At 68.5% G+C, this 12,704-nt stretch carries 7 protein-coding genes, 1 rRNA gene and 1 other annotated feature; of the genes, 3 read left to right on the top strand and 5 right to left on the bottom strand.

What is annotated here, in order from left to right; genetic code table 11:
- Positions 1-533 precede the first annotated feature (533 nt).
- Positions 534-1,130, bottom strand: a sequence feature (23S ribosomal RNA rRNA prediction is too short).
- Between the two features lie 803 nt (positions 1,131-1,933).
- Positions 1,934-3,461: ribosomal RNA gene (locus FGF04_RS19910) — 16S ribosomal RNA — on the bottom strand.
- 700 nt (positions 3,462-4,161) lie between these two features.
- Complete coding sequence (locus FGF04_RS19900; protein WP_149512647.1) at positions 4,162-4,707, bottom strand: MarR family winged helix-turn-helix transcriptional regulator; 546 nt, start codon at positions 4,705-4,707, stop codon at positions 4,162-4,164.
- Between the two features lie 159 nt (positions 4,708-4,866).
- On the opposite strand from FGF04_RS19900, the gene FGF04_RS19895 reads away from it, so the two are divergent.
- Complete coding sequence (locus FGF04_RS19895) at positions 4,867-6,123, top strand: MFS transporter (protein WP_149512679.1); 1,257 nt, start codon at positions 4,867-4,869, stop codon at positions 6,121-6,123.
- Positions 6,124-6,201: 78 nt separating this feature from the next.
- On the opposite strand, the gene FGF04_RS19890 is transcribed toward FGF04_RS19895, so the two are convergent.
- The 3 genes from FGF04_RS19890 to FGF04_RS19880 form a co-directional block, all read right to left on the bottom strand.
- Positions 6,202-7,032 (bottom strand): class I SAM-dependent methyltransferase, encoded by an 831-nt coding sequence (locus FGF04_RS19890; RefSeq protein ID WP_235882405.1) that lies wholly within the window; start codon positions 7,030-7,032, stop codon positions 6,202-6,204.
- Positions 7,033-7,126: 94 nt separating this feature from the next.
- Positions 7,127-8,788, bottom strand: coding sequence for an ATP-binding SpoIIE family protein phosphatase (locus FGF04_RS19885; RefSeq protein ID WP_149512646.1), 1,662 nt, complete (start codon positions 8,786-8,788; stop codon positions 7,127-7,129).
- 124 nt (positions 8,789-8,912) lie between these two features.
- Positions 8,913-10,277 carry an NAD(P)/FAD-dependent oxidoreductase gene (locus FGF04_RS19880; protein ID WP_149512645.1) on the bottom strand — a complete coding sequence of 455 codons (1,365 nt, stop codon included), beginning with the start codon at positions 10,275-10,277 and terminating at the stop codon, positions 8,913-8,915.
- Positions 10,278-10,656: 379 nt separating this feature from the next.
- Between FGF04_RS19880 and FGF04_RS19875 the strand changes: the two genes are divergently transcribed.
- Both FGF04_RS19875 and FGF04_RS19870 read left to right on the top strand, forming a co-directional pair.
- Positions 10,657-11,448 (top strand): TetR/AcrR family transcriptional regulator, encoded by a 792-nt coding sequence (locus FGF04_RS19875; protein WP_149512644.1) that lies wholly within the window; start codon positions 10,657-10,659, stop codon positions 11,446-11,448.
- A gap of 227 nt (positions 11,449-11,675) precedes the next feature.
- Positions 11,676-12,704: sigma-70 family RNA polymerase sigma factor (locus tag FGF04_RS19870; RefSeq protein WP_149512677.1), on the top strand; the 1,029-nt coding region annotated here is incomplete at its 3' end.

Raw genomic sequence — 12,704 nt, 5'->3', positions numbered from 1 at the left:
GAATGACACGACTTCGGCGGTACGCTTGAGCCCCGCTACATTGTCGGCGCGGAATCACTAGACCAGTGAGCTATTACGCACTCTTTCAAGGGTGGCTGCTTCTAAGCCAACCTCCTGGTTGTCTGTGCGACTCCACATCCTTTCCCACTTAGCGTACGCTTAGGGGCCTTAGTCGATGCTCTGGGCTGTTTCCCTCTCGACCATGGAGCTTATCCCCCACAGTCTCACTGCCGCGCTCTCACTTACCGGCATTCGGAGTTTGGCTAAGGTCAGTAACCCGGTAGGGCCCATCGCCTATCCAGTGCTCTACCTCCGGCAAGAAACACACGACGCTGCACCTAAATGCATTTCGGGGAGAACCAGCTATCACGGAGTTTGATTGGCCTTTCACCCCTAACCACAGGTCATCCCCCAGGTTTTCAACCCTGGTGGGTTCGGTCCTCCACGACCTCTTACAGCCGCTTCAACCTGCCCATGGCTAGATCACTCCGCTTCGGGTCTTGAGCGCGCTACTCGACGCTCCCACGGCTTGTAGGCACACGGTTTCAGGTACTATTTCACTCCGCTCCCGCGGTACTTTTCACCATTCCCTCACGGTACTATCCGCTATCGGTCACCAGGGAATATTTAGGCTTAGCGGGTGGTCCCGCCAGATTCACACGGGATTTCTCGGGCCCCGTGCTACTTGGGTGTCTCTCAAACGAGCCGTTGATGTTTCGACTACGGGGGTCTTACCCTCTACGCCGGACCTTTCGCATGTCCTTCGCCTACACCAACGGTTTCTGACTCGTCTCACAGCCGGCAGACTGTGAAAGAGAGATCCCACAACCCCGCATGCGCAACCCCTGCCGGGTCTCACACACATACGGTTTGGCCTCATCCGGTTTCGCTCGCCACTACTCCCGGAATCACGGTTGTTTTCTCTTCCTGCGGGTACTGAGATGTTTCACTTCCCCGCGTTCCCTCCACACACCCTATGTGTTCAGATGTGGGTGACAGCCCATGACGACTGCCGGGTTTCCCCATTCGGAAACCCCCGGATCAAAGCCTGGTTGACGGCTCCCCGGGGACTATCGTGGCCTCCCACGTCCTTCATCGGTTCCTGGTACCAAGGCATCCACCGTGCGCCCTTAAAAACTTGGCCACAGATGCTCGCGTCCACTGTGCAGTTCTCAAACAACGACCAACCACCCCCCTCCACACACCCTATGTGTTCAGATGTGGGTGACAGCCCATGACGACTGCCGGGTTTCCCCATTCGGAAACCCCCGGATCAAAGCCTGGTTGACGGCTCCCCGGGGACTATCGTGGCCTCCCACGTCCTTCATCGGTTCCTGGTACCAAGGCATCCACCGTGCGCCCTTAAAAACTTGGCCACAGATGCTCGCGTCCACTGTGCAGTTCTCAAACAACGACCAACCACCCATCACCCCCGGAACAAACCGGAGTGCACTGGGGCCGGCACTGAAGGCAGCCATTACGGCCGTACCCTCAGACACCCAACAACGTGCCCGACACCCTCACCCCTCAGATCAGCGGTCCACACTCTTACGAGCAGTACTGGCAGCCTGAGAAGGCCAAGTGTGCCGAATAATCAACGTTCCACCCATGAGCAACCAGCACCGGACATTCGCCGATGTACTGGCCTCTGACCTCACCCCGAAAGGCTTCGGTAAGAAGTGCTCCTTAGAAAGGAGGTGATCCAGCCGCACCTTCCGGTACGGCTACCTTGTTACGACTTCGTCCCAATCGCCAGTCCCACCTTCGACAGCTCCCTCCCCACAAGGGGGTTGGGCCACCGGCTTCGGGTGTTACCGACTTTCGTGACGTGACGGGCGGTGTGTACAAGGCCCGGGAACGTATTCACCGCAGCAATGCTGATCTGCGATTACTAGCAACTCCGACTTCATGGGGTCGAGTTGCTGCTCCTTAGAAAGGAGGTGATCCAGCCGCACCTTCCGGTACGGCTACCTTGTTACGACTTCGTCCCAATCGCCAGTCCCACCTTCGACAGCTCCCTCCCCACAAGGGGGTTGGGCCACCGGCTTCGGGTGTTACCGACTTTCGTGACGTGACGGGCGGTGTGTACAAGGCCCGGGAACGTATTCACCGCAGCAATGCTGATCTGCGATTACTAGCAACTCCGACTTCATGGGGTCGAGTTGCAGACCCCAATCCGAACTGAGACAGGCTTTTTGAGATTCGCTCCACCTTGCGGTATCGCAGCTCATTGTACCTGCCATTGTAGCACGTGTGCAGCCCAAGACATAAGGGGCATGATGACTTGACGTCGTCCCCACCTTCCTCCGAGTTGACCCCGGCAGTCTCCTGTGAGTCCCCATCACCCCGAAGGGCATGCTGGCAACACAGAACAAGGGTTGCGCTCGTTGCGGGACTTAACCCAACATCTCACGACACGAGCTGACGACAGCCATGCACCACCTGTCACCCGACCACAAGGGGGGCACCATCTCTGATGCTTTCCGGGCGATGTCAAGCCTTGGTAAGGTTCTTCGCGTTGCGTCGAATTAAGCCACATGCTCCGCTGCTTGTGCGGGCCCCCGTCAATTCCTTTGAGTTTTAGCCTTGCGGCCGTACTCCCCAGGCGGGGAACTTAATGCGTTAGCTGCGGCACCGACGACGTGGAATGTCGCCAACACCTAGTTCCCACCGTTTACGGCGTGGACTACCAGGGTATCTAATCCTGTTCGCTCCCCACGCTTTCGCTCCTCAGCGTCAGTAATGGCCCAGAGATCCGCCTTCGCCACCGGTGTTCCTCCTGATATCTGCGCATTTCACCGCTACACCAGGAATTCCGATCTCCCCTACCACACTCTAGTCTGCCCGTATCGAATGCAGACCCGGGGTTAAGCCCCGGGCTTTCACATCCGACGCGACAGACCGCCTACGAGCTCTTTACGCCCAATAATTCCGGACAACGCTTGCGCCCTACGTATTACCGCGGCTGCTGGCACGTAGTTAGCCGGCGCTTCTTCTGCAGGTACCGTCACTTTCGCTTCTTCCCTGCTGAAAGAGGTTTACAACCCGAAGGCCGTCATCCCTCACGCGGCGTCGCTGCATCAGGCTTTCGCCCATTGTGCAATATTCCCCACTGCTGCCTCCCGTAGGAGTCTGGGCCGTGTCTCAGTCCCAGTGTGGCCGGTCGCCCTCTCAGGCCGGCTACCCGTCGTCGCCTTGGTGAGCCACTACCTCACCAACAAGCTGATAGGCCGCGGGCTCATCCTTCACCGCCGGAGCTTTCAACCCCCACMSATGCSWGTAGGAGTGTTATCCGGTATTAGACCCCGTTTCCAGGGCTTGTCCCAGAGTGAAGGGCAGATTGCCCACGTGTTACTCACCCGTTCGCCACTAATCCCCACCGAARTGGTTCATCGTTCGACTTGCATGTGTTAAGCACGCCGCCAGCGTTCGTCCTGAGCCAGGATCAAACTCTCCGTGAATGTTTACCCGTAATCGGGTGTCACATCACGAGAGCGGAACAGTCAACCGGAATAAGGAAGACTGTTCACAGCGTCCTCGCTGATGCGCCTGCCAGCCGGTGAGCCGGCAGGACTTTTTCAAAGGAACCTCCACCCACCACCATGCGGTGATGGACGGGGTATCAACATATCTGGCGTTGATTTTTGGCACGCTGTTGAGTTCTCAAGGAACGGACGCTTCCTTTGTACTCACCCTCTCGGGCTTTCCTCCGGGCTTTTCCCTTCGGTCTTGCTGTCTTGCGTCTCCGACTCTATCAGACCGTTTCCGGTTCCGATTTCCTCGGCGCTTTCCAGGTTTCCGCTTTCGCGTTTCCCTTTCCGGCGGTGTCGACTCTATCAGATCCTTTCGGGTCCGACTCCCAGTCAACCGGGTTTGTCTTCGCGGCTGTTGGGCCGTTCCGACGTCCAAAACATTAGCGGATCCGTCCGGCAGTTCCTAATCGGAGTTGCCAGCCCCCGTCGAAATGAATTCGGGCGTGCCGAAATCAATCCCGTGGAGGAGATCGTGCTGGTGGTTTGGTATGCCGCTTCTGCGGCGGATGGCTGTCGCAGAACCGTTACGGCCCCGCGGCAACTCGAAGAACCTTACTGATCCACGAGGGGAGTGTCAAGTCTGCCCCGGCCGTCCGTCCGGCAAACCCCAACTCGGCGCGTACGGGCCTCAGTCGAGGTCGGTGAGCCGGCCGCCGGCGTCCGGCTGGGCGTCCTCCACCCGGCGCAGCAGCCTGGTGAGCACCTCGCCGAGGACCCCGCGCTCCTCCTGGGAGAGGTCCTGGAGGAGATCCTCCTCGAAGACGGTGGCCATCCTCATGGCCTCCAGCCACTTGTCGCGGCCCTCGTGCGTGAGCTCCACGATGACACGGACCCGGTTGGACTCGTCCCGTTCCCGGGTCACCAGCCCTTCCGCCACCATGCGGTCGATCCGGTGGGTCATGGCGGCCGGCGTCAGGCCGAGCCTCTTGGCCAGGTCGCTCGGGCCCAGGCAGTAGGGCGCCCCCGACAGGACGAGCGCCTTGAGGACCTCCCACTCGGCGTTGCTGATGCCGAGGGCGGCGGTCTGGCGGCCGTACGCGACGTTCATCCGGCGGTTCAGGCGGCCGAGCGCCGAGACGATCTTCTCGACCTGGGGGTCGAGGTCCTGGAACTCGCGCTGGTAGGCGGCGATCTGCTCGTCCAGCGTCGGCTCGTTCACGGGGGTGTCACCCATGGCCGCAGTATGGCACGCGCCCGCTTGGCGTTGAAGTCCTTCAAGATGTACAGTTCAACTTCAAACTTTAGCTTCGAAGTCTTCACCTCTGACTCCTTAGGTCGGCGTAAGACTTCTCTCGCAAGGCAGGTGAAAGTGACCAGGGCAAGGGGCGCGGAGATGCGCCGGATCCACGTGGGCAACGCACTCAGCGCGTTCGGGCTCGGCTTCACCGTCCCCTATCTGTACGTCTACGTGGCGCAGGTACGGGATCTGGGAGCCATGACGGCGGGCCTGGTGCTCGCCGTCTTCGCCGTGGCCGCGCTCGTCGTGCTGCCGTTCGCCGGGCGGGCCATCGTCCGGCGGGGCCCGCTGCCGGTCCTCCTCGCCGCCCTGGGCACGGCCGCCGTCGGATCGCTGAGCCTGGGGCTGGCGGCCGGCTCCACGACGGTCCTGATGTCGGCCGCCGCGCTCGGCGCCGGGCAGGCCGTGATGCAGCCCGCGCTGGCCACGATGATCGTCGACTGCTCGACCGCCGAGACCCGCTCGCGGGCCTTCGCCACCCAGTTCTTCCTGCAGAACCTCGGGCTCGGGGTGGGCGGGCTCATCGGCGGTCACCTCGTCGACCCCTCCCGGGCGAGCTCGTTCACGCTGCTGTTCGCGATCGAGGCGGCGATGTTCCTGCTGCTCGTGGTGGTCATGGCGACCGTGCGGATGCCGCGGGCGCCCCGGGTCGAGGACGCGCCGAAGCAGGCCGGGGGCAGCTGGAAGCAGCTGCTCGGCAACCGGGCCATGGTCCAGTTGTGCGTCCTGGGCTTCGTGCTCTTCTTCGCCTGCTACGGACAGTTCGAGTCGGGGCTGAGCGCGTACGGCGTCGAGGCGGCCGGCATCTCCACCTCCGCGCTCGGGACGGCCCTCGCCGCGAACACGGCGATGATCGTCGTCGCGCAGTTCGCCGTGCTGCGGTTCGTCGAGCGGCGCAAGCGGTCGCGAGTCATCGGCGCGGTCGGGCTGATCTGGGCGCTCGCCTGGGTCGTCGCCGGGTACGCGGGGCTCGGGCACGGCAGCCAGGCCATGGCGACCGCCGCGTTCGTGTCGACGTACGCGCTGTTCGGGCTCGGTGAGGCGATGCTGTCGCCGACCGTGGCGCCGCTGGTCGCGGACCTGGCGCCGAGCGGGATGGCGGGGCAGTACAACTCGGCCTTCGCCCTGGTGAAGCAGCTGGCCCTCGCGGTCGGCCCGGCGGTGGGCGGGCCGATGGGTGCCTCGCTGCACGCCCCGTACATCGTGACGTTCCTGCTGTTCTCGCTGGGCATCACGTTCCTGGCGGTGCGGCTGGGGCGGCAGCTCACCCCCGTGCAGAACCAGCCCACGCCGGCGAGGAGCCGGGTGGTGGCGCGGGGCGGGGCGCCGGCCGAGCAGGTGCGGGCGGCCTGACGGGACACGGACGCGGACGGACGGCGGCCGGCACCACTTCGGTGGTGCCGGCCGCCGTCCGTCCGTTCGGGGCCGGCTTCAGCGGACCGCCGTCACCAGGGTGGAGGAGAACGGGACCGTCGCCGTGCCGTCGGGGTCCGTGTGGCCGGACAGGGCCGTGACGATCCCCTCCGCCGCCCGGGTGAGTGCGCCGGGGCCGCCGGCGGCCTCGATCGCCTGGCCCCAGGGCAGGGCCGAGAGGTGACCGCGCGCGTAGCCGTCGAGCGGGGGCAGGGTGATGCCGAACGTGACGTCACGGGCGGCCACGTCGTGGAAGCCCGCGGCGGTGAGGGCCGTCGTGAGGCGGTCGGCGGAACAGGAGAAGGCCGCCTCGAAGGACGCCCCCACGGCCGGGCCGCCGTGTTCGGCGAGGACCCCCTGCTGGGCGGCGAAGTACGGGGAGCGGTCCCAGGCGGTCCAGGCGGTGGCGGCGAACCGGCCCCCGGGGCGCAGCACCCTGGCCACCTCCGCCAGCGCCGCGCCGAGGTCGGGGAAGAACTGGACGCCCTGCTGGCACAGGACGGTGTCGAAGGCGGTGTCCGGCAGGGGGAGGCGGTCCGCGGGGGCCGCCGTGAACTCGATGTCCGGGTACATGCGCGGTGCCTTGGCGGCGGCCACCTTCAGCATCGCCTCGTTGAGGTCGGCGGCCACGACGTGGCCCGTCGGGCCGACCCGGGCGGCGGCCGCGCGGGCCACGTAGCCGGTGCCGGCGGCGAGGTCGAGGATCTGGTGCCCCGGGCACAGGTCCACGGCGTCCAGGAGCGCCTCGACGAACGGCGTCATGATCGGTGCGCTGTACTCCTCGTAGCGCTCGGGAGCGCTGCCTGTGAGCGGAAAGCCCGTCTGGTCTGCCTTGGGAGAGCTAGCCATGGTGAGCTACTAGCACCGACCGGCGGGGCTGACCAGATGCCGCGCGGCCCCTGGGACGGATGGTGCGCGGCTCACCCGCTCGGGCGCTGTCCGTTCAGGCGGTGTGCGGGAGGGCGAACTCGCACCACACGGCCTTGCCGCCGCCGGGGGTGCGGCGGGAGCCCCAGTTCGAGGCGATGGCGTGGATGATCGCGATCCCGCGGCCGGACTCGTCGGCCGGTTCGGCGCGGCGGCGGCGCGGGAGGTGGTCGTCGCCGTCGGTGACCTCGACGATCAGGCGGCGGTCGGTGCGGCGCAGGCGCAGGCGCATCGGCGGGGTGCCGTGCTGGAGGGAGTTGGCGACGAGCTCGCTGGCGGCCAGCACGCCGAGGTCGTGCAGCTCGGGCGGGAAGCGCCAGCTGGTGAGGACGCCGGAGGCGAAGGCACGCGCGCGCGGGGTCGCCTCCACACCGCCGAGCAGCTCCAGGGCGGCGTTGCGGAAGAGGTCGCCGTCGGGCCCCGTACGCGCGGGGTGCTGCAGGACCAGGACGGCCACGTCGTCGTCGTGGTCGGCCGTCACGCCCGCCGAGCGGACCAGGCGGTCGCAGACCACCTGCGGGGTGCCGGTGGCGCCGGCCAGGGCGCCCGCGAGGGCGGCGATGCCCTCGTCGAGGTCCGCGTCCCGGCGCTCGACCAGGCCGTCGGTGTAGAGCACGGCGGTGGAGCCCGGGCCGAGCGGCACCGAGCCGGAGGCGTGCATCCAGCCGCCGGTGCCGAGCGGGGGCCCGGTGGGTTCGTCGGCGCGCAGGACGGTGCCGCTCTCGTCCCGTACGAGGATCGGGAGGTGGCCCGCGGACGCGTACACCAGCCGTCCCTCGTTCGGGTCGTGGACCGCGTACACGCAGGTGGCGATCTGGTTGGGGTCGATCTCCATGGCGAGGCCGTCCAGGAGCTGGAGGACCTCGTGCGGGGGCAGGTCGAGGCGGGCGTACGCGCGCACGGCGGTGCGCAGCTGGCCCATGACGGCCGCCGCGCGGACCCCGCGGCCCATGACGTCGCCGATGACGAGGGCGGTGCGGCCGCCGCCGAGGGTGATCACGTCGTACCAGTCGCCGCCGACCGCGGCCTCGGTGCCGCCGGGGTGGTAGGTCGCGGCGACGCGCAGGTCGTCCGGTTCCTCCAGTTCCTGGGGGAGCAGGGAGCGCTGGAGGGTGACGGCGGTCTCGCGCTGCCGGCGCTCGCTGGCCCGCAGCCGCTCGGCGGCCTCGGCGTGGTCGGTGACGTCCGCGGCGAAGACCAGGACGCCGCCTCCCGCGGGGGCCGAGACCTCGACGGGGACGGGGGTGCAGGTGAACGTGTACGAGCGGCCGCCGGGGACCTTGCGGGACTTGACCGTACGCGGCCTGGAGCTGCGCAGGACCTGGTCCAGGAGCGGCAGCAGGCCGACCTCGGCCAGCTCCGGCAGTGCCTCCCGCGCAGGTTCGCCGACCGGGCGCTGCCCGAAGGCGGCCACATAGGCGTCGTTCACGTACGCGAGGCGGTGCTCCGGGCCGTGGACGAGGGCGACGAGGGCCGGGATGCGGTCCAGGACCTCGCGGACCGGCAGTTCGTCCACGGCGGGGGCGAGCGCGACCGGGGKGCCGTCGGCGGCGGGCCGGCCGGCGCGGGCCGCGGGCACGGAGCTCTCCGGGGGAAGTGCTGTCGGCAGCCCGTCGGCCCGCGCGGCCGCGCGGCGCTGCGTTCCGGGGAGCCGGGCGCTCCAGCGCGTGAAGTTCACTGTGGGACAGGCCTCGTGGGGTCGAAGGGCGAGCGGTCGGCCCGCCCATGGTCGTGGACCAGTGTGTCCGACCGGACCGGCATTCGTCAGACGCCGGTCCTCCGTGCGGAGTTCCTGGCTCCGGTCAGGACGACCCCTTCGGGTCCTCCGGAGGCTTTCCACCGGCAGCCAGTTCGAACTCCGCACGGGGATGTTCGAGCGAGCCGAGGGAGACGATCTCTCTCTTGAAGAGCCCCGCCAGGGTCCATTCGGCGAGCACGCGGGCCTTGCGGTTGAAGGTGGGCACCCGGCTCAGGTGGTACACGCGGTGCATGAACCAGGCAGGGTATCCCCTCAGCCTGCGCCCGTAGACGTACGCGACGCCCTTGTGCAGGCCCAGGGAGGCGACCGAGCCGACGTACTTGTGGGAGTACGTCTCCAGCGGTTCGCCGCGCAGGGAGTGCACGATGTTGTCGCCGAGGACCTTGGCCTGCCGTACGGCGTGCTGGGCGTTCGGGGCCGTCTCCCTGCCGGGCTCCTCGGCGGTCACGTCGGGCACGGCGGCGGCGTCGCCCGCCGCCCACGCGTGCGCGGCGCCGTCCACGGTGAGCTGCGGGGTGCACCTGAGCCGGCCGCGCTCGTTGCGCGGCAGGTCGGTGGCGGCGAGGACCGGGTGGGGTTTCACCCCGGCGGTCCACACGACCGTGCGGGTCGGGAAGCGCGCGCCGTCGCTGAGGACGGCGACGCGGTCGGAGCACGAGTCGAGGCGGGTCTCCAGGCGCACGTCGATGTTGCGGCGGCGCAGCTGGGTGACGGTGTACCGGCCCATCTCCTCGCCGACCTCGGGCAGGATGCGGTCCGAGGCCTCGACGAGGATCCACCTCATGTCCTCGGGCCCGACGTTGTAGTAGTAGCGCGAGGCGTAGCGGGCCATGTCCTCCAGCTCGCCCAGCGCCTCCACCCCGGCGTAGCCGCCGCCCACGAAGACGAAGGTCAGGGCGGCGTCGCGGATCGCGGGGTCGCGGGTGGAGGAGGCGATGTCCATCTGCTCGATGACGTGGTTGCGCAGCCCGATGGCCTCCTCGACGGTCTTGAAGCCGATGGCGTACTCGGCGAGACCGGGGATCGGCAGGGTGCGCGAGACGGAGCCGGGGGCCAGCACCAGTTCGTCGTACGAGAGCTGGTCGGGGCCGGTGCCCTCCTCCTCGGTGGCGAGGGTGACGACGCTCGCGGTGCGCTTGGCGTGGTCGACGGACGTGACCTCGCCGATGACGACCCGGCAGTGGTCCAGGACCCGGCGCAGCGGCACGACGACGTGGCGCGGCGAGATGGAGCCCGCGGCGGCCTCGGGGAGGAACGGCTGGTAGGTCATGTACGGGTCGGGGGTGACCACGGTGATCTCCGCCTCGCCCCGCCTCAGCTCCGGTTTGAGCTTCTGCTGCAGACGCAGAGCGGTGTACATCCCGACGTAGCCGCCGCCGACAACGAGAATGCGCGCACGTTCCTTCACTCACCCATGACGCAACGCCTCCCGGCGTTTGTCCACAGGCCCGTCAATTTGTGTGACCGGAGGCCGAAGCGGCCCGGGCCCCTCCGATTCACCGCGGGGCGGGCGAGGTGCGCAGGTCAGGGGGTGTGATCGGGATGGATTTAGGGGGCGCAACCGGGACGTAAGCGGCCCGTACTCCGATCGGGGGGCGCTCCGTGCGGAACCTCCCTCTTCTGAATTGACCCCCACTCAACTATGTTCGTCTGTCATCGGGGTGTAGGGGGATGCGCTCGACGGGGTCCGAACGGCGGGGTCCCACGGCGAAGGCCGTTCCACTGCCTCCGGCTGTCGATGGCGGGGAGAGTCTCCGGGGGGAGACGTCATTACCGGGGGAACACATATGCACATTCAGGACACTCATTGGACATCCGCGTCCGCCCTCACGAACGGCGGCGCGGTCGGTGCGGTGGCGGGCAACGGACGCGCGGGGGACGTATCGCGCACCACGCCGCTGCGGGTGGACGCACAGCGCAACCTGGAGCACGTACTGCGCGCGGCGCGCGAGGTCTTCGGCGAGCTGGGCTACGGCGCTCCGATGGAGGACGTGGCCCGTCGCGCGCGGGTCGGCGTCGGCACGGTGTACCGGCGCTTCCCGAGCAAGGACGTCCTGGTGCGGCGCATCGCCGAGGAGGAGACCTCCCGGCTGACCGACCAGGCGCGGTCCGCGCTCGGGCAGGAGGACGAGCCGTGGTCGGCGCTCTCGCGCTTCCTGCGGACGTCGGTGGCCTCGGGCGCCGGACGGCTGCTCCCGCCGCAGGTGCTGCGGGTGGGGGTCGCCGAGGAGGGCGCGGAGGCGGGTCTCGACGGGACCGCGGCCCTGGACGGGGCGGCGCGGGTGCCGCAGCAGCGGTCGCAGTCCGGTACGGCGGACCTGCGGATCGTGGAGCAGCGGCCGGCGTCCTTCGGGGAGCCGGGCGACGACGCCGGGGCGGCGCAGCTGCTCGACGTCGTGGGCCGGCTCGTGGACCGGGCGCGGGCGGCGGGCGAGCTGCGGGCGGACGTGACGGTGTCGGACGTGCTGCTGGTCATCGCCACGGCGGCGCCGTCGCTGCCGGACGCGGCGCAGCAGGCCGCGGCGTCGGCGCGGCTGCTGGACATTTTGCTGGAGGGGCTGCGGTCGCGTCCTGCGTGAGCCGTTGTCGCCTCCAGCAGGGATGGTTTTTCGGGTGCGGGTGCGTGGGGGCTGGTCGCGCAGTTCCCCGCGCCCCTAACAGGGCCCGGTGGGGTGTTCGTCAAGACTCTGTTCGAGTGATCCGCTCGGACGAGTGGTTGGTGCGTTCCTGGAGGTAACACGGACGGGTCCGTGTGCCACTCTTTCCCGGTGTCCGGGTCCGAGTGTGCAGGCGGGGGCTTTCCGCGATGAGCGTTGACGGTCGGGACGGGGCGGAAGCGCCGGCCGACGCCGAAGACAGTGTTCCGGCCCAGCGCGCCCGGTACGACAGCGGGGTCTTACCTCCCCCCGTCGAACAGCCGCCCGCCGACGCCGAGTTGGTCGAGCGGCTGCGGTCGGGCGACGACACGGCGTACGAGGAGCTGTTCCGGCGCCACGCGGACGCCGTCCGCCGGTACGCACGCACCTGCTGCCGCGACGCCCACACTGCGGACGACCTCACCGCCGAGGTCTTCGCCCGTACGCTGCAGGCCGTCCGCGGCGGCAGCGGTCCCCGGCACTCCGTGCGCGCCTACCTGCTGACGACCGTGCGGCGCGTCGCGGCGGACTGGACCAGGTCGGCGCGGCGGGAGCACCTCGTCGACGACTTCGCGGTGTTCGCGGCCCAGGCCGCCCGCGGCCCGGACGCGCCGGACGACACCCTGCCCCCCGGCTCCTTCGGCGCGGGCCACGAACTGGGCGCCGAGGTACGGGCCATGCACGAGGCCGAGCAGTCGCTGGCCATGCAGGCGTTCCGTTCGCTGCCCGAGCGCTGGCAGGCCGTGCTGTGGCACACCGAGGTCGAGGACGAGTCGCCGAGCGAGGTCGCCACGCTCTTCGGCCTGGACGCCAACGGCACGCGCGTCCTGGCCAGCCGCGCCCGCGAAGGCCTCAGGCAGGCCTATCTGCAGGCGCACGTGAGCGAAGCGCTCACCCTGGACGAGGAGTGCGCGCGTCACGCCGACCGGCTCGGCGCGTACGCGCGCGGCGGGCTGCGCACCCGGGCCGAGCGCGGGCTGCGCAAGCACCTGGAGGAGTGCGCCAGGTGCCGGCTCGCCGCCGGTCAGATCGAGGAGGTCGCGAGCGGCATCCCCGCGGTCGTGCCGGTCGCGGTCATCGGCTGGTTCGGTGCCGCCGGGTACGCGAAGGCGGCCGCCCTCATCGCCGGCGGGACCGGCGCGGGTGCGGCCGGGGCCGCCGGGGCCGCGGCCGCGGCGGGCGGTTCGGCCGGCTCGTCC

The organism is Streptomyces apricus (genome assembly GCF_008369065.1).
Taxonomy (GTDB): Bacteria; Actinomycetota; Actinomycetes; order Streptomycetales; family Streptomycetaceae; genus Streptomyces; species Streptomyces apricus.
This window is presented reverse-complemented; position numbering and strand designations above follow the sequence as displayed.

Excerpts from the sequence above, each read along its gene's own strand:
- FGF04_RS19900 (WP_149512647.1), bottom strand. The coding sequence starts at position 4,707 with ATGGGTGACACCCCCGTGAACGAGCCGACGCTGGACGAGCAGATCGCC.
- FGF04_RS19895 (WP_149512679.1), top strand. The coding sequence starts at position 4,867 with ATGCGCCGGATCCACGTGGGCAACGCACTCAGCGCGTTCGGGCTCGGC.
- FGF04_RS19890 (WP_235882405.1), bottom strand. The coding sequence starts at position 7,032 with ATGGCTAGCTCTCCCAAGGCAGACCAGACGGGCTTTCCGCTCACAGGC.
- FGF04_RS19875 (WP_149512644.1), top strand. The coding sequence starts at position 10,657 with ATGCACATTCAGGACACTCATTGGACATCCGCGTCCGCCCTCACGAAC.